At 67.9% G+C, this 21,325-nt stretch carries 16 protein-coding genes and 8 pseudogenes; 7 read left to right on the forward strand and 17 right to left on the reverse strand.

Translation table 11 applies throughout. The annotated features are described in order from the left end of the window. Positions 1–26: 26 nt before the first annotated feature. Positions 27–748, reverse strand: a pseudogene (locus ACFQJD_RS14395) (DUF1405 domain-containing protein). A 75-nt stretch (positions 749–823) separates the two neighbouring features. Between ACFQJD_RS14395 and pdxS the strand changes: the two are divergent. The 3 genes and pseudogenes from pdxS to ACFQJD_RS14410 all read left to right on the forward strand — a co-directional run bounded on the left by pdxS (position 824) and on the right by ACFQJD_RS14410 (position 4,588). Further along, positions 824–1,732: a pyridoxal 5'-phosphate synthase lyase subunit PdxS gene (gene pdxS, locus ACFQJD_RS14400; protein WP_379800538.1), complete on the forward strand. Its 909-nt coding sequence runs from the start codon at positions 824–826 to the stop codon at positions 1,730–1,732. 115 nt (positions 1,733–1,847) lie between these two features. Next, positions 1,848–2,252: pseudogene (locus ACFQJD_RS14405) on the forward strand (universal stress protein); the annotation flags it as partial. A gap of 28 nt (positions 2,253–2,280) precedes the next feature. Beyond that, positions 2,281–4,588 (forward strand): annotated as a pseudogene (locus ACFQJD_RS14410) (amino acid permease). A gap of 1 nt (position 4,589) precedes the next feature. Here the strand turns inward: ACFQJD_RS14410 and ACFQJD_RS14415 are convergent. Further along, positions 4,590–5,464, reverse strand: a pseudogene (locus tag ACFQJD_RS14415) (homoserine kinase). 123 nt (positions 5,465–5,587) lie between these two features. Then, positions 5,588–6,655 (reverse strand): glutamine-hydrolyzing carbamoyl-phosphate synthase small subunit, encoded by a 1,068-nt coding sequence (carA, locus tag ACFQJD_RS14420; protein ID WP_379799139.1) that lies wholly within the window; start codon positions 6,653–6,655, stop codon positions 5,588–5,590. Between the two features lie 97 nt (positions 6,656–6,752). Here carA and ACFQJD_RS14425 point away from each other — a divergent pair, with 97 nt between their 5' ends. Next, positions 6,753–7,166 carry an Lrp/AsnC family transcriptional regulator gene (locus ACFQJD_RS14425; protein ID WP_379799141.1) on the forward strand — a complete coding sequence of 138 codons (414 nt, stop codon included), beginning with the start codon at positions 6,753–6,755 and terminating at the stop codon, positions 7,164–7,166. Between the two features lie 137 nt (positions 7,167–7,303). Here ACFQJD_RS14425 and hemA read toward each other — a convergent pair whose 3' ends face one another. Continuing rightward, on the reverse strand, positions 7,304–8,638 hold the full coding sequence (hemA, locus tag ACFQJD_RS14430; protein WP_379799143.1) for a glutamyl-tRNA reductase: 1,335 nt from the start codon (positions 8,636–8,638) through the stop codon (positions 7,304–7,306). Positions 8,639–8,869: 231 nt separating this feature from the next. Here hemA and ACFQJD_RS14435 point away from each other — a divergent pair, with 231 nt between their 5' ends. After that, a complete protein-coding gene (locus ACFQJD_RS14435; RefSeq protein ID WP_379799145.1) occupies positions 8,870–9,574 on the forward strand; it encodes a rhodanese-like domain-containing protein in 705 nt (234 codons plus the stop codon). Here the strand turns inward: ACFQJD_RS14435 and ACFQJD_RS14440 are convergent. The 3 genes and pseudogenes from ACFQJD_RS14440 to ACFQJD_RS14450 all read right to left on the reverse strand — a co-directional run bounded on the left by ACFQJD_RS14440 (position 9,571) and on the right by ACFQJD_RS14450 (position 10,782). After that, a pseudogene (locus tag ACFQJD_RS14440) lies at positions 9,571–9,965 on the reverse strand (DUF5778 family protein). The gene ACFQJD_RS14435 and the pseudogene ACFQJD_RS14440 sit on opposite strands and share 4 nt — an antisense overlap. Positions 9,966–10,077: 112 nt before the next feature. After that, complete coding sequence (locus ACFQJD_RS14445) at positions 10,078–10,536, reverse strand: NOB1 family endonuclease (protein ID WP_379799147.1); 459 nt, start codon at positions 10,534–10,536, stop codon at positions 10,078–10,080. Then, on the reverse strand, positions 10,537–10,782 hold the full coding sequence (locus tag ACFQJD_RS14450) for a PRC-barrel domain-containing protein (RefSeq protein ID WP_379799149.1): 246 nt from the start codon (positions 10,780–10,782) through the stop codon (positions 10,537–10,539). A 131-nt stretch (positions 10,783–10,913) separates the two neighbouring features. Between ACFQJD_RS14450 and infB the strand changes: the two genes are divergently transcribed. After that, positions 10,914–12,716 (forward strand): translation initiation factor IF-2, encoded by a 1,803-nt coding sequence (gene infB / locus ACFQJD_RS14455; RefSeq protein WP_379799151.1) that lies wholly within the window; start codon positions 10,914–10,916, stop codon positions 12,714–12,716. A gap of 109 nt (positions 12,717–12,825) precedes the next feature. After that, positions 12,826–13,056: a hypothetical protein gene (locus ACFQJD_RS14460; RefSeq protein ID WP_379799153.1), complete on the forward strand. Its 231-nt coding sequence runs from the start codon at positions 12,826–12,828 to the stop codon at positions 13,054–13,056. Here ACFQJD_RS14460 and ACFQJD_RS14465 read toward each other — a convergent pair. The 10 genes and pseudogenes from ACFQJD_RS14465 to hisS form a co-directional block, all read right to left on the reverse strand. Beyond that, complete coding sequence (locus ACFQJD_RS14465) at positions 13,053–13,436, reverse strand: DUF5811 family protein (protein WP_379799155.1); 384 nt, start codon at positions 13,434–13,436, stop codon at positions 13,053–13,055. The genes ACFQJD_RS14460 and ACFQJD_RS14465 overlap by 4 nt on opposite strands. A 51-nt stretch (positions 13,437–13,487) precedes the next feature. After that, complete coding sequence (locus tag ACFQJD_RS14470; RefSeq protein WP_379799157.1) at positions 13,488–13,958, reverse strand: pyruvoyl-dependent arginine decarboxylase; 471 nt, start codon at positions 13,956–13,958, stop codon at positions 13,488–13,490. Between the two features lie 56 nt (positions 13,959–14,014). Continuing rightward, positions 14,015–15,244, reverse strand: coding sequence for a proteasome-activating nucleotidase Pan2 (pan2, locus tag ACFQJD_RS14475; RefSeq protein WP_379799159.1), 1,230 nt, complete (start codon positions 15,242–15,244; stop codon positions 14,015–14,017). Positions 15,245–15,312: 68 nt separating this feature from the next. After that, positions 15,313–16,275: a glycosyltransferase 87 family protein gene (locus ACFQJD_RS14480; protein ID WP_379799161.1), complete on the reverse strand. Its 963-nt coding sequence runs from the start codon at positions 16,273–16,275 to the stop codon at positions 15,313–15,315. Then, a pseudogene (locus tag ACFQJD_RS14485) lies at positions 16,236–16,571 on the reverse strand (hypothetical protein); the annotation flags it as partial. The gene ACFQJD_RS14480 and the pseudogene ACFQJD_RS14485, both read right to left, overlap by 40 nt. Before the next feature lie 51 nt (positions 16,572–16,622). Further along, on the reverse strand, positions 16,623–18,413 hold the full coding sequence (gene pepF, locus ACFQJD_RS14490) for an oligoendopeptidase F (protein WP_379799163.1): 1,791 nt from the start codon (positions 18,411–18,413) through the stop codon (positions 16,623–16,625). Positions 18,414–18,475: 62 nt separating this feature from the next. Beyond that, positions 18,476–19,273: pseudogene (truA, locus tag ACFQJD_RS14495) on the reverse strand (tRNA pseudouridine(38-40) synthase TruA). Between the two features lie 39 nt (positions 19,274–19,312). Further along, a pseudogene (locus tag ACFQJD_RS14500) lies at positions 19,313–19,714 on the reverse strand (DJ-1/PfpI family protein); the annotation flags it as partial. Then, positions 19,636–19,845: a hypothetical protein gene (locus ACFQJD_RS14505; RefSeq protein WP_379799165.1), complete on the reverse strand. Its 210-nt coding sequence runs from the start codon at positions 19,843–19,845 to the stop codon at positions 19,636–19,638. The gene ACFQJD_RS14505 and the pseudogene ACFQJD_RS14500, both read right to left, overlap by 79 nt. A 132-nt stretch (positions 19,846–19,977) precedes the next feature. After that, a complete protein-coding gene (gene hisS, locus ACFQJD_RS14510) occupies positions 19,978–21,273 on the reverse strand; it encodes a histidine--tRNA ligase (RefSeq protein ID WP_379799167.1) in 1,296 nt (431 codons plus the stop codon). Positions 21,274–21,325 lie beyond the last annotated feature (52 nt).

Raw genomic sequence — 21,325 nt, forward strand, 5'->3', positions numbered from 1 at the left:
GTCGCCGCGGGACAAAAACGCGGGGCTCACGCCCCCGCTTCGAGTTTCTTCACCCGCGTCGAGAGCGCGAGGAAGGTGGCGGTGAGCGTCAGGACGACGGCCCCCGCGGCGGCGAGTTCGTGGGCGGGCGAGACGTGCGTGATGACGCCGTCGACAGTCCGCTGTCCCGGCAGGAGCGTGTGGTGGGGCGTCTCCACCAGGGGGACGAAGTAGTCGACGACGTCGTTGAGGCCGTACCACGCGACGGCGACGGCGACGGCACCGACCCGGAAGTCGGCGTAGCGGTGGACGACGAACGCCTCGACGACCATCGAGAGATGGCTCGTCAACAGGAAGGCGTAGAGCGGGAGCGGCGTGAATTCGAGGAATCCATCGCGGAAGGCGAGGAGGACAAAGGGCGTCCAGAGACCGAGTTTCCAGCAGCCAAAGAAGGCAGGGCGTTCAGGTACTCGTTCGAGCGCCCGAGTTTCCACGCGGCGAGCGAGAGGGCGATAAACAGCGTCGCCACCGGGCTGTCGGGGATGAGCGGCCAGACGGCGATCGGTTCGGCCGCGAACTGGAACCGGTAGTACCAGAAGCCGAAGGCGGTGCCCACGACGTTGATGGCGACGACGACCCACGCCAGCGAGAGGCCGACGTCCTCCAGCCACCGCGGGAGCGGGGCGAGCCACCACGGCAGCGAGTCCCGTTCGGGAAGCCCTCCGTCGACGAGTTCGTCGAGGGCCCGATCCAGTCGGGAGGTAGCCATGCACGGTCGGTCGACGCGCCGAGACAAATGGGTGGCGGTCCGACGAAGGGCACGTGTTAAGTGCCCACCATCGTAATTCGACGTATGACCGATCTCGAGGACCTCAAACGCGGAACCGACCTCGTCAAGCGCGGGTTCGCACAGATGCAGAAAGGCGGCGTCATCATGGACGTGGTGACGCCCGAACAGGCGCGCATCGCCGAAGACGTCGGCGCGGTGGCAGTGATGTCGCTCGAGGCCGTCCCGGCGGACATTCGCAAGCGTGGCGGCGTCGCGCGGATGGCCGACCCCGCACAGGTCGAGGAGATCGTCGACGCCGTCTCGATTCCGGTGATGGGTAAGACCCGCATCGGCCACACGACGGAGGCACAGATCCTGGAGAGCGTCGGCGTGGACATGATCGACGAGTCCGAGGTGCTGACGCCCGCCGACAACGAGTACCACATCGACAAGCGCCCGTTCACCTCGCCGTTCGTCTGCGGGGCGCGCAACCTCGGCGAGGCCCTCCGGCGCATCGACGAGGGCGCGGCCATGATCCGAACGAAAGGCGAGGCGGGGACGGGCGACGTGAACCAGGCCGTCACCCACCAGCGAGCCATCAAGAGTCAGATCCGCGCCCTCGAGGGCGCGACCCACGAGGAGCGCCAGCAGTGGGCGCGCGAACACGAGGCCCCCGCGGAACTCGTCCACGAGACGGCCGAGATGGGGCGCCTCCCGGTCGTCAACTTCGCCGCGGGCGGGATCGCCACGCCCGCCGACGCCGCGCTGATGATGCACCACGACTGCGACGGCATCTTCGTCGGCTCGGGCATCTTCGGTGCCGAGAACCCCGAAGCGATGGGCACGGCCATCGTCGAGGCGGTCAACAACTGGGACGATCCGGATCGCCTGGCCGAGATCGCCGCGAACGTCGGCGAGGGGATGAAAGGCCAGTCGAACGTCGGCATGGCGGACGAGGAGAAACTGCAGGGCCGGGGCGTCTGAGCCTCGGCGTCGGTAGCGGCGTGTCCACGCCCCCGTCGCGACTCCGTTCTGACCGACGGCAGCGCTCGGCGGAATTGCTAAGAACCATTAAGCGAGAGCCGTCGTAACTCGGTGTATGACTTCCGACCCCGACCGGTCGAACGAGGACCTGCTCCGGCATCTCCTCGTGCCGGTTGCGACCGTCGAGGACGCGCGAGCGACCGCTCGCGCACTCGCCCCGTACCGGCTCCAGCGCGTGACGGTCCTGCACGTCGTGGAGAAAGGCGAGGGCGTACCGGACAAGACGCCCGTCGAACAGTCCGAATCCATCGCCCGGGAGGCGTTCGACGCGTTTCGGGAGTTCATCCCGGAGGCGGAAGAGAAGGTCGCGTATCGCCGCGACGTGGTCGGCGCGATTCTCCGGGTGGCCGAGGAGGTCGACGCCAGCGCCATCGGGTTCCGGCCGCGTCAAAACGGGCGGTTTCTTCGCTTTCTCACCGGGGACAAGTCGCTCCGCCTCGTCACGTCCGCCGACCGGCCCGTGCTCGCGTTCCCGGGGAGAGTGACGAATGAGCGACGAAGAACTGGCCAAGGACCTCGGCCTCTTCGCGGCGCTCACCATCGGCGTCGGGACGATGATCGGGGCCGGCATCTTCGTGTTGCCGGGGCAGGCGGCCGCCGCCGCCGGCCCCGCCGTCGCGCTCTCGTTCGTCGTCGGCGGCGTCATCTCGCTTTTCACCGCGCTCTCTGCGTCCGAACTCGGAACGGCGATGCCGAAAGCCGGAGGGAGTTACTACTACGTCAATCACGCCCTCGGTCCGCTGTTCGGCTCGATTGCCGGGTGGGGCAACTGGATGGGGTTGGCGTTCGCGAGCGCCTTCTACACGCTCGGGTTCGGCGAGTATCTGGCGACGTTCCTCCCGATCCCCGCGCTGGTGCTCGGGCCGATCAATCTCTCGACGTACCTTCCGATTCAGGCGCTCACGCTCGGTCCCATCGGATTGACGTCGTATCAACTCGGAGCGCTCCTCGCCGGGACGGCGTTCATCGCCGTCAACTACGTCGGTGCGAAAGAGACCGGCGGCGTCCAGATCGTCATCGTCACGCTGCTGGTCGGCATCCTCACCCTCTTCTCCGTGCTCGGAATTCTCCAAGCCGACATCTCGACGATACAGCCGTTCTTCCCGGCCGAAACGGGCGGCGTTGGAGCAGTCCTCCCCGCGACCGGGCTCGTCTTCGTCTCGTTTCTCGGCTTCGCGAAGATCACGACGGTGGCCGAGGAGCTGAAAAACCCCGGCCGGAACCTCCCTATCGCCGTCGTCGGCAGCGTCGTCGTCGTGACGATCATGTACGCAGTCATCATGGTCGTCATGATGGGGGTCGTCAACTGGCGACAGCTCGGCCCGGAGTTCACCACGACGCCGGTGTTGGACGTCGCGGAAATCGCCTTCGGAACGCTCGGGTTCGCGGCCGTCGGCGTGGCGCTTCTGACGTTCGCCGGCCTGTTGGCGACGGCGTCGAGCGCGAACGCGTCCATCCTCGCGTCCTCGCGCATCAACTTCGCCATGGGGCGCGACAAGCTCGTCACCGCCAAACTCAACGCGGTCCATCCGACGTTCGCGACTCCGTACCGGAGCATCGCCGTCACGGGCGGGCTCATCCTCCTGTTCATCGTCGTCGGCGACGTGAAGACGCTCGCCAAGGCCGGGAGCGTCCTCCATCTCATCGTCTACGGGCTCCTCAACGTCGCGCTCATCGTGATGCGGAAAGCCGATCCCGACGAGTACCGCCCCGAGTTCGAGGTCCCGCTCTACCCGATCGTTCCGATTCTCGGGGCGGTCACGTCGTTCGGACTCATCGCGTTCATGCGGCCGATCGAGATCGTCCTCTCGCTCGTGTTCGTCGCCGGTGGAATCGTCTGGTATCTCGCGTACGCCCGGAACGAGGCGGACAAGGAGGATCTTGAGCCAGTACATCCTCTCGAATCCCGACGAGATGCCCGGTGCGGCGGTGACCGCCGCGACCCACGTCCAACCCGACGGCGGCGCGTATCGCGTGATGGTGCCCCTGGCCAACCCGAAACACGAGAAAGACCTCATCTCGCTCGCCTGCGCCGTCGCCAGACAGCGCGGCGGTGTCGTCGACGCCGTCCACGTCGTCACCGTCCCCGATCAGACCTCCCTCGAACACGCAGCCGACCACCTCGACGAACACGACGAGGACTACCGCGCCGTCCTCGACGCCGCGCGGACGGACGCCGAGACGTTCGGCGTCGACATCGAGACGCACACCGTCGTCTCGCACCGCTCGTTCGAGGAGATCTTCGACACCGCGCGGACCCACCAGGCCGACCTCGTCGTCATGGGATGGGGCGAGAGTTCGCACGGCTCTCCCGGCCGCGCCGAGAGCGCGTTCGACGACCTGACGATGGACCTCCCCTGTGACTTCCTCGTCCTCAAGGACCGCGGATTCGACCCGGAGGACATCCTCGTGCCGACGGCCGGCGGCCCGGATTCGGACCTCTCGGCGGAGGTCGCCAAACTGCTGAACGCGGAGTTCGATTCGACGATCACACTCCTCCACGTCGCCGACACCAGGGCGGAAGGGACCGCCTTCCTCGAGGAGTGGGCCGAGCGCCACGGCCTCGACGACGCGGAGCGCAGGGTCGAGACGGGCGACGTCGAGTCGGTCATCGAACGCGTCGCCGACGACTACTCGATGGTCATCCTCGGGGCGACCGAACAGGGACTGCTCTCGCGGCTCGTCCGCGGCTCGCTCGTCCTCGACGTCGTCGAGGACGTCGACTGTTCGGTGTTGCTCGCAGAGCGGGCAAGAAAACGCGGTCTGGTCGAGCGACTGCTCGGCGATCGAAAGTAGGTCAGTACAGCGTCACGCCCCGCCCGATCTCGGTCTGGTAGGCGCGGGCCTGGACGTCGGCGTCGGCGAACGCCCGGACCATCGCCGCCGCGATGCGCTTGCGGTCCTCGGCGTCACACGCCGCGAGGATGGCGGGGCCTGCCCCGCTGACGGTGACGCCCGTCGCGCCGGCGTCGAGTGCGGCCTCGCGAACCAGTTCGTAGCCGGTGATGAGATCCGCCCGTGCGGGCGTGACGACGGTGTCGTGCATCCCCTCGCCGACGAGTCGCGGGTCGCTCCAGCACATGCCCGCGGTCAGCGTGGCGGCGCGACCGATCGTGTGGACCACGTCCTCCATGGACGTCCGCTCGGGGACGACCTGCCGGGCGTCGCGGGTCGACACCGCGATCTCCGGGAGACACGCCACGAGGGGGACGTCGGCGTCGACGGCCGTCACCTCGGTGTCGGCGGCGATGGTGAACCCGCCGAGGAGCGCGGGCGCGACGTTGTCGACGTGCGCCTCGCCGGAGACGACGGCCTCCCCTCGCCCGCGATGGGGACGAGTTCCTTCCGCGAGAGGCCCCGATCGTAGAGTTCGTTCAGCGCGACGGCGGCGGCGGCGGCGCTGGCGGCCGACGATCCGAGTCCGGACGACGGGCGGACGCCCTTGTCGATGTGGATGTGAGCCGGGGCGTCGAGCGCGTCCGCGACGGCCCCGACGGTGTTGCCCGCCGGGTCCTCCGGGATGTACTCGGCCCCGTAGCCGGTCACATCGATCGTCGTCCGGTCGGCTTTCTCGACGCGGACGACGTCCGCCGGCCGGTCGAGGGCCACGCCGAACACGTCGAACCCGCTGCCGAGGTTCGCACTCGTCGCGGGAGCCCTGACCGTAATCATGCTCTCCCGTTTCGGGAGTCGATTGAAAAATCTGCCGAACCGGGGGTTCGAACGGACTCACGGCAGTTCCGGCGTCCATCGACGCCCGTTTCGAACGTCGGCGAACGCCGACGGCCGGCCGTCTCAGTCCGACGCGACGGCGTGTTCGGCGTCAGACCGCGTCATGTCGAGCACGTCGTCGAAGAAGTCGAGCGAGTCGTGTGGACCGGGGTTGGCCTCGGGGTGGTACTGGCGCGTGATGACGTCGAGGTCGGGGTTCTCCAATCCTTCGGCGGTGTCGTCGTTGACGTTCACCTGCGTCACTTCGAGGTCGCCGGGTTCGCCGACCGTGTAGCCGTGGTTCTGCGTCGTCATCACGACGCGGTCCGTCCGGAGGTCGCGGACGGGTTGGTTGACGCCGCGGTGGCCGAAGGCCATCTTCTCGGTCGTACCGCCGAGGGCGCGGGCGACCACCTGCTGTCCGAGACAGATGCCGGCAATCGGGAGGTCGCCCACGAACTCGTCGACCAGCGTCGTCGCCGCGTCGAAGTTCGCGGGGTCGCCCGGCCCGTTCGAGATGAACAGGACGTCCGGGTCGATTTCGCTCACGTCGGCGGGCGTCGCGTCGTACGGGAGGACGTGGACCTCCGCGCCGCGGGCGGTCAGCGAGGAGATAATCGACCCCTTCGCGCCGCAGTCGACGAGGGCGACGCGGGCTTCGCTCCCGCCCTCGTACACCTGCACCTCGTCGACGCTGACCTGCGCGCCGATGTCGGTGTGTTCGCTCATGCCCTTGCACTCGGCGAGTTCGGCTTTCGCGTCCTCGGGCGTCACGTCGTCGCCGACGGCGATGCCACACTTCATCGCTCCCTCCTCCCGGATGGAGGTGACGAGGTCGCGCGTGTCGAGGTGGTCGATGGCCGGGACGTCCTCCTCGGTCAGCCACTCGACGACGTCGTCGGTGAACTCCTTGGCGACGGCGGCCCGCGGGTGGACGCGCTCGGATTCGAACCGCTCGGCTCGGACGCCGTAGTTCCCGATGAGCGGGTACGAGAAGGTGAGAACCTGTTCCTCGTAGGAGGGATCGGTCAGGCTCTCCTCGTACCCCGTGTACGCAGTCGTGAAAACCAGTTCGCCACGCGTGCGGCCCGGAACGCGGCCGCGCGCTTCCACGACGCGGCCGTCCTCCAGTGCGAGGTAGGCGTCCGACATTACGAGAAACACAGGAATGCCGCGCCAATAAGCCTTGCTTTCGAAACTGAATTACGAATTTCGTAATCGGTAAGGCGCTCCCGCCCGATCGGAGGACATGGACGACCTGGACCGACAAATTCTGAACATCCTGCGGCGCGACTCCCGGACGCCGTACACCGAGATCGCCGACCGGGTCGGCACCTCCGAGGGGACGGTCCGCAACCGCGTCGAGCGAATGCTCGACGAGGGAGTCATCGAGCGGTTCACGCTGGCTACGCGCACCGGGAACATCAAGGCGATGGTCGAGGTGTCCGTCGCCGTCGACGTGGACACGACCGTGGTCTCGGAGCGCATGGCCGAGTGGCCGGAAGTCGACTTCGTCTGGCAGGTCTCCGGCGAGGAGGACGTCGTCCTCGTCGTCGACGCCGCCGACACCGCCGCCGTCAACGACCTCATCACGCAGGCCCGCGAACTCGACGAGGTCAAAAGCACCAAGACGCGCCTGATTCTCGACGAACGCATCGGGTAGTCGTCGGTGCCGTTCGAGTAGTGATCACGGCAGAACCCACTCGCCCATCGGCAGTGCGGCCGAGAGAACCACTCGCCCGTCGGCAGTGCGGCCGAGAGAACCACTCGCCCGTCGGCAGTGCGGCCAGCAGCGCCGATCTAGTCGTCGGACGACCGCTCGAAGACGTGCTGGGGTGCCTCGGCGGCCCCGTCGCGGGGCATTTCGGGGGCGTCGACGCCCTCGGGCGCGTCGCCGAATCCGGGGTCGAACAGGCGAAGCGCGGTCTGGATGGTCGTCCAGTCGTCCTCGGCGGCAGCCTCGCGGAGGCTCTTGGTCGGCGCGGCGAGCAACTGTCCCACGAGGGCGTCCGCGAGGGCTTCGACCGTCTCGCGCTGGTCGTCGGTCAGCGATCCCTGCGCGTCGAGTTTCGAGAGCGCCGTCGCCAGCTCGCGCTCTTTGACCAGCTCGGCGCTCTCGTACATCGCGCTGATGGCGTCGTCGGCACGCTTGCGCTTGTAGGCGTCGAGCAGGCGGTCGAACTCCTCGTCGATCATCGCCTCGACACGGTCGGCCGCCGCGCGTCGCCGGATCCGGGTCCGGTCGGTGATGGATTCGAGCGAGTCGATGTCGAAGCTCCGGACGCCGTCGACGTCGTCGGCCGCCGGGTCGACGTCCCGGGGCTGGGCGATGTCGATGACGAGCGTCTCGCCAGCGGACGCGAAGTCCCGCCGGTCGAGGACGGAGTCAGGTGCGCCGGTGGCGGTGACGACGACGTCCGCGCTGTCGACGGCCGTCGGTGCGGCGTCCAGGCCGACGGCCGTCGCCGTCGTCTCGACGTCGCCGGCGACGTGTTCGGCGTGGGGAACGGTCCGATTGGCGACGACGAGTCGGGACACGCCCGTTCGGTCGAAGGCGTGGGCGGCGAGTTTCCCCATCTCGCCCGCGCCGACCACCAGCGCCGTCGCGCCGTCCAGGTCGAGTTCCGACTGCGCGAGTTCGACGGCCGCACTGCCCAGCGAGACGACGCCCTCGTTGACGCTCGTCTCCGTGCGGGCGCGTTCGCCGACGTGAATCGCCTTGGTGACGGCGTCTTCGAACATCGGGCCGACGCCGCCGACGGCGCGGGCCTCCTCGAAGGCGGTACGGACCTGGCCGAGAATCTGGTCTTCGCCGAGAACGAGCGATTCGAGACCCGCCGCCACCCGCATCAGGTGCCGGAGGCTCTCCTCGTGGCCCATCCACACGGCGGCGTCGTCGGGAGCGTCGGTCGCGAACGAGTCGAGGGCCGCCCGTCCCGTCTCCGGTCGGTCGGTGACGACGTAGGCTTCCGCCCGGTTACACGTCTGCAAGACGAACGCTTCGCTCACGGCTTCGGCCGCCAACAGGTCGCGGACGGCGGTTCGCTCGTCGGTCGCGCCGGCCGCGCCCACGGCGTCGACGCTCGCGTTGACGTGCGAGACGCTCACGCCGCTGACGACGCCGGGACTCGTCACGACGTCTCACCTCGGTGCTCTCCTCTCACGTGCGCTGCCTCGGGCCGTCGATTGGATGCGGCGATACGTAAACCCTTCCAAAGCGCCGCACCCCGACGCCGTGGGGACCCGAACGGGGGCGCGCCGGTTCGTCCCATACGCCCGTCTGCGCGGGCGACCGATATAAACGCCCCGTCGCGTCCCGGACGCTGAAAACCGAACGCTCATTGACCCCACGCCGCAAGAGCGAGCATGGACAGACGGACGATCCTCCGGACGGCCGGCGGGGCGCTGCTCGCCGGGAGTGCGGGCTGTCTCGGCGGATCCGGTGGCAGTGACCACGCCTTCAGCGAGTACGAGACGGTCACCGTCGACGGCGTCGACGTGCCCCTGGCCCCGATGGCCGACGTCCACCGGTGGTACGAGAACCGCGACCTGCACCTGGCGGACGCGCGGAGTCGGGCGGCCTACGAACGGTCGCACATCGAAGGGGCGGTGTGGAGTCCCGCGCCCGACGGCCGAGAGGGCGACGACCCCGCGTCGGCGTGGGACCCCGCGTCGCTCGTCGTCTGTTACTGTGGCTGTCCGCACCACCTCTCGTCGATGCGGGCGGCGTCGCTCATCGACGCGGGCTACGAACGCGTCGCCGCCCTCGACGAGGGGTACTGGGCGTGGAAGGACGCGGGCCATCCGATCGCCGGGAGCGAAGCGTCGATCGAACCGCCGGTCCGCGTCGTACGCGGCCGGACCGACCCGCAGTTCGCCGGCGAGTCGGCGTGGGCACGCCACGACCCCTCCGGACAGATGGAGGCGACGGCCATCGCCGACGACGGGTCCTACGAACTCCACCTCCGATTCGCCGGCGTCAGCGACGCCTCTCCGGTCCGGATCACCACGCCGACGTACGAGATAGAGAGATCCCTGTCCGCGCTGACGACCGGCGTCGTCGACGGTTAGCCCTCGACGCTCGTCACGTCGTAGCCGCGCTCGCGGACGGCGTCGACGAGGGGCGCCTGGTCGACGTCGGCCTCGTAGTAAAACACCAGATCGAACGTCCCCTCCCGGAGGAGTTGCTGACACTCCCAGACGAACTCGTCGTCGTCGAGCGTCAGCCCCTGGAACTGGTTCGAAGAGAAATCCGGATCGTCGTTTCCGGCGTAGATGTACGTCTCGCCCTTGCCGGCGTGGGCGGCGATGACCTCGTTGAGGTCGACGGTCAGTTCGTGCATCTCGAGGTCGTCGCTGCTCTCGAGGTCCGTGTGGACGATGATCCCGTTGAGGTCGATCTCCCCGGCTGGAGCAGGGCCTTCGTTCGCTCGTAGAGGTCGTCGTTGACGGCGTCGCTCATAGGGGAGTGTTCGTCGGCGGACCCATACGGGTGACGATTTCCGTGCGGCTTACCGTCTGCGGCGTCCGACCGCGACGGAGTTACCGTCTGCGGTGACCGGACCGCGACGGAGTTACGCCGGGTTCTTCCGCGAGAGGTCGCTCCCGCAGATGGGACACCGGTCGTGGGACTCGTCGAACTCGCGGCCACAGCCCTGACACTGGAAGTGCCACTCGCGGCGTTCGGTGATGCCGTCGCGGGCGATGACCTCCACGTCGACGCGGAGATGGTCGGCGACGTTCTGCATCGCGTAGTCGTCGGTCACGAGCGTCGCGTCGAGTTCGAACGCCGCGGCGATGAGGCGGACGTCGACGTCGGAGAGTTCGTCCGCGTCGCCCGTCTCGGTGGCGGCTCGTCGGATCTTCTCGACGGTCCCCTCCGATGGGATGTGGATGTGCATTCCGGCACCCTCCATCGCGTCGAAGCGGTAGGCGCTCTCGCCTTCGAGTTCCTCCCGCACCAGGGGAATCGACGCGGTGGCGGTGTCCGTGTGATACTCGTGGATGAACGCTGAGGAATCGAGAACTTGCATCTACCGCTCGATAACGATGTAATCCTTGACCGCCTGCACGTGAGAGACCGGGACGTGAACGCGCCCCTGCTCGTCGAGGTCGAACCGGGAGTCGCCGACGGGGTACTCCTCGTTGGGCGAGACGAGGAGGTCCTCGAGCGCACCGGTCTTCAGGTTCATCGTGATGTTGTACAGCATACCGAGTTCCGTCCCGTCCGAGCCCATGACCGCTTTCCCGGAGAGATTCTCGGCGAGTATGTCGGGCATACGTTGCCTATTCGGTGGGAGAAATATAAACGCCACGGGGACGGCTGCCGCGCGTCTGACGCTCCCATGTTGAAAGACTTAACTTCGGCCCGCGGTATTCACGTACAAGAGAACTTCTGCGGGGAGATTCCATGTCAGACTCCGATACACGTGACCGACCCGAGGCGCTTCGCACTCCCATCGTGGCCGTGCTGGGCCACGTCGACCACGGGAAGACCAGCCTCCTCGACAAGATTCGCGGCTCCGCGGTCAGCGAGGGCGAAGCCGGTGCCATCACCCAGCACATCGGCGCGACGGCGGTCCCGCTCGACACCATCTCGACCATCGCCGGCGAACTCGTCGATCCAGACGACTTCGACCTCCCCGGCCTGCTGTTCATCGACACGCCCGGTCACCACTCCTTCACGACGCTTCGCTCGCGCGGCGGCGCACTCGCCGACATCGCCGTCCTCGTCGTCGACGTCAACGACGGCTTCCAGCCACAGACCGAGGAAGCCATCGACATTCTCAAACGGACCGGGACGCCGTTTATCGTCGCCGCGAACAAGATCGATACCACGCCGGGGTGGAATCCACAGGACGGAACCCCCATCCAGCAGACCTACGAGTCACAGAGCGACCGCGCCCGGTCGCGCCTCGACGAGAACCTCTACGAGATTATCGGCGAGCTCTCCGACAACGGCTTCTCCGCCGACCTCTACTGGCGCGTCCAGAACTTCCAGAAGAACGTCGGCGTCGTCCCCCTCTCGGCGATGACCGGCGAGGGCGTCCCCGATCTGCTGACCGTGCTGATGGGCCTCTCCCAGCGGTACATGAAAGATCAGATGGCCGTCGACGTCGAGGGGCCGGGCGCGGGCACCGTCCTCGAGGTCAAAGAGGAGAAGGGGTTCGGCGCGACGCTCGACGTCGTGGTGTACGACGGCACCATCCGCGAGAGCGAGCAGATCGTCGTGGGCGGGCTGAACGGCCCCATCGTCACCGAAGTTCGCGCCCTCCTCCAGCCCCGTCCCCTGGCGGAGATACGGACGGAAAAGCGGTTCGAGAACGTCGACGAGGTCGCCGCCGCCGCCGGGGTGAAAATCGCCGCGCCCGACCTCGAACACGCGATGGCCGGCGCGCCCGTCCGCGTCGTCCGCGACCGCGACGTCGACGACGTGATCGCCGAGGTCGAATCCGAACTCGCGGAGATCCAGGTCGAAACCGAAGAGCAGGGCGTCGTCGTGAAAGCCGACACGCTCGGGAGTCTGGAAGCGATGGCGAACGCCCTCCGCGAGGCCGAGGTGCCCATTCTCCGCGCCGAAGTCGGCGACGTCGCTCCGCGCGACGTCGCCATCGCCTCCACCGCCGCCGAAGACGAACACGAGGTCATCCTCGGATTCAACGTGGACGTCCTCGCCGACGCCGAGCGCGAACTCGAAGAGAGCGACGTGCGCCTCTTTCGCGACGACGTCATCTACCAGCTCGTCGAGGACTACGAGGAGTTCATCGAGGAACGCCAGCGCGCCCAGCAGGAGACGGTACTGGAGAAAATCGTCCGCCCCGCGCGCTTTCGCATCCTCGAAGACCACGTCTTCCGACAGTCGGATCCGGCCGTCGTCGGCGTCGAAGTCACGTCGGGGACCCTCCAGAACAACACCTACGTCGGCGCGTTCGAGGACGGCGAGTTCGAACGCGTCGGGCAACTGAGCGGTATCCAGGAACAGGGCGAGGACGTCTCGGAGGCCCGAGCCGGCAAACGCGTCTCCGTCGCCATCGACGGCCCCACCGTCGGTCGACAGATAGACGAGGGCGACACCCTCTGGGTCGACCTGCCAGAGAAACACGCCAAGATCCTCGAACAGGAGCTGAAATCGGAGATTCCGGCCGACGAACTCGAAGCCCTCCGGAACTTCCTCGACAAACACCGGAAGCGCGATCCGTTCTGGGGGAAGTAATTCGCATATTATTTGCGGTGCATATCTCGACGTTCGAGAGATAGGTCTCCCAACCGCGAGTGAACTTTTAATATCGATCAGACTGTAGAATTAAACGAGGTGAGAGAGTATGAGCACGGAAACGCGCCGGAACGGTCGTAACGTTCGATTCCCGCCGCTGACCCGATACGATCTCCTCCTGTTCGTGCTCCCCTTGCCCCTGTTCGCCGGCGTCGTCGCCTCGCTTCTCGGTCCCGTCTCGTCGTCGGTGAGCGTCGGCGTGAGCGCGCTTCCGTCGCTGTTGCTCCTCGGTTACGCGCTGTTCGTCGCGGCTCCGTCGATCGAAAAGAAGCGTCGCTAGCGCGCCGTCTGCGTGACGCCGTCGCCGACCGTCTCCATCACCTGCAGGGCCGCGCTCGCGGCGAGTCCGCGAGCGACCTCCTCGCGTTCGTCCTCGTCGAGGCCCGTCTCGACGTCCTCGGCGTCGGGCGTGAGGCCGGCGCTGATCGGGCTACCGGCCGGCGGATGCACGGCGACGGTGGCCTCCAGGCCGTTCACACCCTGGCTGAGTTCCGACCCGACCGCGTAGCTGTCCGGGAGATACGACCGGGTCCGGGTGACGATGCCGGCGACGGCCCGTCGGAGCGCCCGCATCTGGTCGGGCGAGAACTCGTCGCCGTCCGACGGTCGGCCGGCGTCGACGACGCCCGGTGCGCCCGCGTAAGGTGTGTTTCCGTTCATCGAAGAGTCACCCGCGCTACGGTGAGACGAGGTAAAAAGGCGTCGCCTGGCCTAAACGATGGGCTCGCTCTCGCCGTAGGCGGCGAGGACGACGGCGGTGGTGAACACGTCGGGGTCGGCCTCGGCGGCTTCGACGACCACCTCCCGGTCGTCGAGCGTCCAGTCGCGGAGGGCCGCGCCGGCGTCGAGACCGCGCCGGATCTCGTCGGCGACGCCGTCGGCGTCGGTGCCCGACGCCTCGTAGAACAGGCCGGGACCGGGGCCGGTCGCCCACCCGAGACCGGCACAGACGCGCCCCGCCTCGTCCGTCGTCACGCGGGACTGGACGACGGTGAGGCGGCCGCCCGCCGGTCCGAGGTCCGGCGCGGCGTCGACGCGGTCGACCGTGGCGTCGGCCGGAACGACCGACGAGACGGTGACGAGGTTGTAGTTGTGGAGGTTCGCCTCGGCGAGGGCGGCGTCGTACGACGCCATCTCGGTGGGGCCCGTCGCCGCCCCGCTCGTGACGTAGATGGTGGCCATCAGTGACACGTCGGGGGGCGCGAAAAATAAGCCGTGCGACTCGGCGTCGGCGACGCTCAGTACTGGTAGTCGGTGAACTCGGTGATCGGGCCCGTCTCGCCGCTCTCCTCGATTTTCTGGTGGGCCGCCTCGAAGTCCTCGGTGCGAACCTCGGTGCGATCGTTGCGGATGGCGAACATCCCCGCTTCGGTGGCGAGACTGGCGATGTCGGCACCGCTGTACTCCTCCAGACGGGTAGCGAAGGCGTCGAAGTCGACGTCGTCGGCGACGTTCATGTCGCGACTGTGCAGGCGGAGGACCTCCGCGCGGCCCTCCGCGTCGGGTTTGGGCACTTCGATGAGGCGGTCGAAGCGACCGGGCCGGAGGATGGCCTCGTCTAACATGTCGAAGCGGTTGGTGGCGGCCATGAGGCGCACGTCACCGCGCTCGTCGAAGCCGTCCATCTCCGAGAGCAGTTGCATCATCGTCCGCTGGACCTCGGCGTCGCCGGACGTCTTCGAGTCCGTGCGCTTGGCGGCGACGGCGTCGATCTCGTCGATGAAGATGACCGCGGGTTCGCGCTCCTGGGCCAGATCGAACAGGTCGCGGACCAGCCGCGACCCCTCGCCGATGAACTTCCGGACGAGCTCGCTGCCGGCCATCTTGATGAACGTCGCGTCCGTCTCGTTGGCGACGGCCTTCGCGAGCATCGTCTTGCCCGTGCCCGGCGGGCCGTGGAGGAGGACGCCCGACGGCGGGTCGACGCCGACCTCCGCGAACATCTCGGGTGAGGTGAGGGGGTCTTCGACCGTCTCGCGCACCTCGCGCACCTGGTCGTCGATGCCGCCGATGTCGTCGTAGACGACGTCCGGCGAGGCCTCGATCTCCATCGCCTGTGCGCGGGCGTCCGTCTCGTCGTCGAGGACGCTCTGGACGCTGAAGGAGTCGTTGACGGCGACCCGGTCGCCCGCCTCCAGCTCGTCGCGGAGGTTCGCGGACGGCTCGGTCAGCACCTCCTGGTTGTTGCCGTGTTGCTTGACGATGGTTCCATCGTCGCTCACCTCTTCGACCGTGGCGACGTACAGCGAGGAGGTCTTCAGCACCTCGTTGCGGCGCTTGAGACGGTCCACGTCGTCCACGAGGCTCTCTCGGCGTTCGTCCGCTTCGTCGAGGCGCTCGGCCAACTCCGCGTTGACCTGGACGATGCGGCGGTAATGCTCGCGTAGCGCGTCGAGTCGCTCGGCGTCCGACATCTCAGGGTCGAGGTCGAGCCGAGGTCGGTCCGGGAGCGACGGACTCCGTGACATTGGTTAGTCGTGGTAAGGTTCGGGCGTAAATGTGCCTTTGGGTCGAGCGACGGCCCGCAGCCACCGGATTATCGGGCGGGCCGTGCCCCGAGCGGTCGGTAGCGGTAGGCCAGGCAGCCGAGCAAGAGCAACGTCACGCCCCACAGCGGCGGCGTCGCGACCGAGAGGACGGCCCGTGCGCCCGCGGTGAGGGCGTCCCGCACGACCGTCGGCAACGGCGCGAACGAGAGGAGCGTCTGCACGTCGTCGAACTGGAAGGCGAAGTTGATGACTGCACCGCCGAGGAGCAACAGCGTCCGCGCGGGACGCGCCTCGACCAGGTAGAGGAGCGGAACGAGGGGGTAGTAGAGGAAGACGAGATACAGCGGGAGCGACGGGACGAAGACGATCACGGCGGCGAGCGTCCCGAGGATCGCCACGAGGCGGTCGTGGTCGACGAGCGGACCGCGATACAGCAAGAGGACCGGGACGGCGAGCACCGCGGCCGCGACGGCACCGAGTCGGCCCGGGGGCACCCCGAGCGCCGCCAGCGGCCGGCGGATCGTCACGTACGGCTCTCCGGGCGGCAGGCCGCCGGCGAACAGGCCCGGTTCGAGGCGCGTCGTGAGGACGGTCGTGAAGAACTGCCGGGTCGTATCGACGCCGAAGACCGCGAGGCCGACGACGAGGCCGACGACGCCCGTCGCCACCATCGCCCCGAGCGGTCGGTCGGCTCTGGTGCGGAGCCACCACGCGCCGAAGAGCGCCGGGAACACCTTCACCAGCGCCGCGACCCCGAGGGCGACGCCGGCGAGCGTCTCGTGCGTCTCGTCGAGCACCGCCCGGGCCGTCTCGGCCTCGTATTCGAGGGCGGCGACGGCGACGGCGACGAGGAGCGCGAGGAGGAGATTGACGTTGCCGTAGACGAGGGAGGGAAGCGACAGCGACGACCCGACGACGTAGCCGTAGATGAGCAGTCGGTCGAGGAGGGGAGCAGTGCGTCGCGGCGGCGTTCGATGACGACGACGAGGAGGTGCGCCAGGAGCGCACACGCCAGGAGGGAGACGAGCGTGACGACGGCGTAGCCGGTCTGCCAGTCCGGCGCGAGGACGAACGGGAGGAAGAACAACACCGTCACGGGCGGGTAGAGGTAGGTGTACTGACTCGGCAGTCCCGGCGGCACGGCGCTGTAGACGTCGCCGCCCTGGAGGGCGGCCGCGGCGGCGGCGCGGTAGACGCGGAAGTTGACGCCGAAGGACGGTTTGAGCGCGAACGTGTAGCCGAGATAGGCGAGGCCGAGGAGGAGTCCGACGAAGAGGACGAGACGCGGGCCGCGGTCGGAAGCCATACCGGCACCAACCGACGGGGAGGGCTTTGGTGTACCGGTCTGCGGTCGGCCCTACAGGAGCGACTCCATCTCGTCGAGGAAGTCGTCGTAGACGCCGACGGCCTCCTCGATCGGGGTGGACGTCGTCATGTCGACGCCCGCCGCGTCGAGGACGTCGAGCGGGTAGGCGCTCCCGCCCATCCGGAGGGCGTCGCGGTAGTCCGCCGCCGCCGATTCGCCCTCCGCCAGGACGTGCTCGGCGATGGCCGTCGCGGCGCTGATGCCCGTGCTGTACTGGTAGACGTAGTAATTGTAGTAGAAGTGAGGAATCCGCATCCACTCGCGCCGGACGTGGTCGTCGACGACGGCCGGGGCGTAGAACTCGGCTTTCAGGTCGCCGTAGAGGTCGTCGAACCGGTCGGGAGTGAGCGCGCCGTCGTCCTCGACCAACTGGTGGATCTGCAGTTCGAAGTCGGCGAACATGGTCTGTCGGAAGAGCGTCGACCGGAAGCGTTCGAGATACTCGTCGAGGACGTGTCGGCGGAACTGTTCGTCCTCGACGGTGTCCAGCAGGTGGTGGGTGAGCAGCGTCTCGTTGACGGTGCTCGCGACTTCGGCGACGAAGATCTCGTAGCCGCTGTACTGCCACGGCTGGGCTTCGTGGGTGAGTTCGGAGTGCATCGAGTGGCCGAGTTCGTGGGCGAGGGTGAACATCGACGCCACGTCGTCCTGGTAGTTCATCAGGATGAACGGCTGGGTGTCGTAAGTGCCCGAGGAGAAGGCCCCCGAGCGCTTGCCCCGGTTCTCGTAGACGTCGACCCAGCGGCTATCCAGCCCCGACGCGAGACGCGTCTGGTAGTCCTCGCCCAGCGGTGCCACCGCTTCGGTGACGTAGTCGACGGCGTCCTCGTAGGGGACTTCGGGCGGGTCGGTCGGTGCCATCGACGCGTAGAGGTCCCACATCCGGAGTTCGTCGACGCCGAGCGCGCGCCGTTTCAGGTCGGCGTGGCGATGGAGGGAATCGAGGTTCTCGCGGACCGTTTCGAGCAGGGTGTCGTACACCTCGACGGGGACGTTCGGGCCGTTCAGCGCCATCTCGCGGGCGGTGTCGTAGTTGCGGGCGCGGGCGAGTTTCACGTCCGACGTGACGCTCTTTTTCAGCGTCGTCCCGACGGCGTTGCGCACCTCCTCCCAGCGGCCGTAGAAGACCTCGTGGACCTCGCGGCGGAACTCGCGATTCGGTCGCTTCTGGAGTTTCGTGAAGTTGCCCTGCGTGATCTCTATCTCCTCTCCGTCGGGGTCCTCGACGGTCGGGAACGTCATGTCCGCGTTCGAGAGCATGGAGTAGACGTCGCTCGCCGTCCCCGTCACCTCCGAGAGGTCCGCCAGCAGTTCCTCGACTTCCTTCGACCGGGTGTGGGGTTTCATCCGCAACACGTCGTCGAAGAAATGTTGATACTCGGCGAGGGCCGGTTCCGCCTCGACGAACGCGTCTACGTCGTCCGCGGTGAGTTCCTGGAGTTCGGGTTCGACGAAACTCGTCGCGCTGCTGGCGTCGGCCGAGAGCGACTCCGCACGGGCGGACATGGCCTGATACTCCTGGTTCCGCGTGTCCTCGCTACTCCGGAGGTTCGCGTAGGTGACGACCTTCGACACCTCGCGCACGATCTCCTCGCGCAGTTCGAGCAGTTCGAGAAGCGTCTCCGCGCTCTCGGTGACCCGCCCCTCGTAGGTCTCGAACTCGTCGAGGCGGTCGGCGACGGCCTCGAAGGCGGCCTCCCACTCCTCGTCGGATTCGTAGACGCTCTCCAGGTCCCACTTGTACTCCGGGTCGACGTCGCTGCGCTCGGGCACCGAACTCATGGACCGTGGCTAAGTGCAGGACGGTCCTAAGTGTTCGTACTCTCCGGCGCGACGGCGTGAGCTCACCCGCCGACGCCGTCGAGGATCGTCCCGGCGACGCGGGCGGCGACGAGTCCCTCGACGCGCTTCTCACCGAATATCTCTCGCGTGCCCGCGAGCGCGTCCTCGTCCGCCGTGAAGTCGACGCCGGGGTAGTCGACGCCGGTCAACACGAGGGGCGTCGCCGGCGCGGGGCCGACGCCGCCGGAGCCGTCGAGCGGGTCGGAGCCGAGCACCCGGTCGACGCGGGCGACGTCCGAGTCGCCGGTCGCGACGGCGTGGACGAGCGCCACCGCCCGCCGGACGAGTTCGCGCGCGAACCCCCGGCCGAGACGGTGAAAACGAGGAAGTCGCCGTCGCGGGAGAGCGCGATATCGAGCGTTCGGACGGTGTTGTCGTCGTCGGGAGTGAGGTTGTGAAAGTCGTGTTCGCCGGCGAGGGCGGACGCCGCCGCTCGGGCGCGGGCGTCGTCGGCCGCCGGCGCGTAGCAGTGGTAGGTGTAGGTCCGGGAGACCGCGTCGTGGGTGGCGTGGAAGTCGTCGGGGACGTCGGCGGCCGCCCACGCCCGGATCGACGGGGAAGACGCCGTCGAGGGCCGCGGGCGTACACCAGTCGGGACAGGCGAACGCGACCGTCTGGGCAACGGCCGAGACGCCGGCGTCGGTACGGCCGGCGGCGGCGTAGCCGTCGGGCGCGTCGCCATCCAGGACGCCGAGTTCGCGGAGGGCGTCGAACATCGCGTCCTCGACGGTCGGGACGTCGGGTTGGCGCTGGAAGCCGTAGAACGGGCGGCCGTCGTACGCGACGCGGAAGGCGCGCATCGACGGCAGTGGTGGCGGGCGGGCCTTAGAGATTCGGAATCACGCGGGCACGGCGGGCTTCTCGGCGACGTTCAGCAGTTCGGTCGTGAACGCCGGCAGGTCGTCGGGGACGCGCGAGGTGACGAGATTGCCGTCGACGACGACGGGGTCGTCGACGAAGGTCGCGCCCGCGTTCTCGACGTCGACTTCGAGCGACCAGTAGCCGGTGGCTTCGCGCCCCTCCAGGACGTCGGCGCTGACGAGCAACTGCGCGCCGTGACAGATGGCGGCGATGGGCTGGTCGGCCGCGTCGAACGCGGCGACGACGTCGGCTGCCTCCGGGGCCTCCGTGCGGAGCGCCTCCGGCGCGTCGCCGCCCGGAATCACGAGGAGGTCGTACTCCGCGGCCCACCAGTCCGGCTGGTGGGCGTCGATGGCCCAGTCGGCGTCGAACTCGTAGCCGTGCTCGCCTTCGACAGACTCACCGTCGGGCGTCGCGACGTCGACGTCCCATCCTCCTCGCGGAGGCGGTAGAACGGATAACTGAACTCGCTGTCCTCGAAGCCATCCGTGGTGACGATGAGTCCCTTCATGGCTCCGTCCGGAACTAGATTCGCGGTTCTACAAGAAAATTTCGGAAGTGAAAGAAATTTCCGGATGAACTGTAGAGAGAGGACGTTTGGAAGCCGACAGGGAAACGGAATTCGAGAGTTTAAAAGAAGCCGTCAGGAGAGGTCGTCGTACGTGGGGTGGTCGCTCCCGGGGAACTCGTCGACCGGAACGGTGGTCTGGTCGCCGGAAGCCATGTCCTTGACCGTCACTTCGCCGTTCTCCAGGTCCCGTTCGCCGACGATGACGACGGTTTCGGCGTTGATGCTGTCCGCGTAGGACATCTGCGCGCCGAAACTCCGGTCGGCGACGTCGGTTTCGACGACGTTGCCGCGTTCGCGCAGATCGCGGGCGACGCGCGCGGCGGTCGGTCGAGTGTCACCCACCCGCAGGACGTAGTAGTCGGTCGCCAGTTCCTCTTCGGGCCAGACGCCCGCGCGTCGGAGCAACAGCGAGAGGGTGGCGTGACCGGGCGCGACGCCGACGGCGGGCGTCGGTTGGCCGCCGTAGCTCTCGATGAGGTCGTCGTAGCGGCCGCCGCCGAAGACGGCGCGGGAGACGTCGCCCTGCGTGTCGAAACACTCGAAGACGGCACCGGTGTAGTAATCGAGGCCGCGGGCCGTCTCTAAGGAGACGGTGCAGTACTCCCGGACGCCGAAGTCCTCGGTGGCGTCGAGGACGGCCTGGAGGTTCGAGACGGCCGCTTCGACTCGGTCGGTGCCCGCGAAGTCCACGAGTTCGGACAGGTCGTCGGTGGCGAGGAGGGCGTCGAACCGTTCGGCCTCGTCGTAGGAGAGGCCCGCCTCGGCCAACAGATCGTAGTACGCGGCGGGTTCGATCTTCTCGCTTTTGTCGACGGCGCGGATGGCCGCCCGGACGTCGACGTCCGCCTCGAACGCGCTCAGGAGGCCGCCGAGGATGTCGCGGTGGGAGACGCGGAACTCGAAGTCGTCGCCGGTGAGGCCGAGACCGGTGAGGGCGTCGGCGGCGAACGCGAGAACCTCGGCGTCGGCGTCGGGTTCCGAGGAGCCGAAGATGTCGACGTTCGTCTGGTAAAACTCCCGAAATCGGCCCTGCTGGACCTGTTCGTACCGCCAGAACGGCCGCGTCGAGAACCACTTGATGGGCTTCGAGAGCGCCTGGCCCTTCTCGACGACCATCCGGGCCACCGTCGGCGTCAGTTCGGGCGTCATCGCCACGTCGCGGCCGCCCCGGTCCTCGAAGGCGTACAGTTCGTCGACGATCTCCTCGCCGCTCTTGTCGGTGTAGAGTTCCACCCGTTCGAGCGCCGGCGTTCCGACCTCCCGGAAGCCGTAGCGGCGGGCCGTTCCCTCCAGGGCGTCCGTGACCTCGCGCCGGGAGGACATCTCCTCGGGGTAGAAATCGCGGAAGCCCTTGAGTCGGTCGTACATGTAGTCCCGTTTGCGGAGTACGCGCTTGAAAGCTACCCTTCTCGGCTGCGGC

Source organism: Haloplanus sp. GCM10025708 (assembly GCF_042663985.1).
Classification (GTDB): domain Archaea; phylum Halobacteriota; class Halobacteria; order Halobacteriales; family Haloferacaceae; genus Salinirarus; species Salinirarus marinus.

Coding starts and splice junctions, on each gene's coding strand:
- ACFQJD_RS14435 (WP_379799145.1), top strand. CDS start 8,870: ATGGACAGACGGACGATCCTCCGGACGGCCGGCGGGGCGCTGCTCGCC.
- ACFQJD_RS14465 (WP_379799155.1), bottom strand. CDS start 13,436: ATGAACGGAAACACACCTTACGCGGGCGCACCGGGCGTCGTCGACGCC.
- pepF (WP_379799163.1), bottom strand. CDS start 18,413: ATGAGTTCGGTGCCCGAGCGCAGCGACGTCGACCCGGAGTACAAGTGG.
- carA (WP_379799139.1), bottom strand. CDS start 6,655: ATGTCGGACGCCTACCTCGCACTGGAGGACGGCCGCGTCGTGGAAGCG.
- infB (WP_379799151.1), top strand. CDS start 10,914: ATGTCAGACTCCGATACACGTGACCGACCCGAGGCGCTTCGCACTCCC.
- ACFQJD_RS14445 (WP_379799147.1), bottom strand. CDS start 10,536: ATGCAAGTTCTCGATTCCTCAGCGTTCATCCACGAGTATCACACGGAC.
- ACFQJD_RS14505 (WP_379799165.1), bottom strand. CDS start 19,845: ATGAAGGGACTCATCGTCACCACGGATGGCTTCGAGGACAGCGAGTTC.
- ACFQJD_RS14450 (WP_379799149.1), bottom strand. CDS start 10,782: ATGCCCGACATACTCGCCGAGAATCTCTCCGGGAAAGCGGTCATGGGC.
- ACFQJD_RS14425 (WP_379799141.1), top strand. CDS start 6,753: ATGGACGACCTGGACCGACAAATTCTGAACATCCTGCGGCGCGACTCC.
- ACFQJD_RS14460 (WP_379799153.1), top strand. CDS start 12,826: ATGAGCACGGAAACGCGCCGGAACGGTCGTAACGTTCGATTCCCGCCG.
- ACFQJD_RS14470 (WP_379799157.1), bottom strand. CDS start 13,958: ATGGCCACCATCTACGTCACGAGCGGGGCGGCGACGGGCCCCACCGAG.
- pan2 (WP_379799159.1), bottom strand. CDS start 15,244: ATGTCACGGAGTCCGTCGCTCCCGGACCGACCTCGGCTCGACCTCGAC.
- hisS (WP_379799167.1), bottom strand. CDS start 21,273: ATGTACGACCGACTCAAGGGCTTCCGCGATTTCTACCCCGAGGAGATG.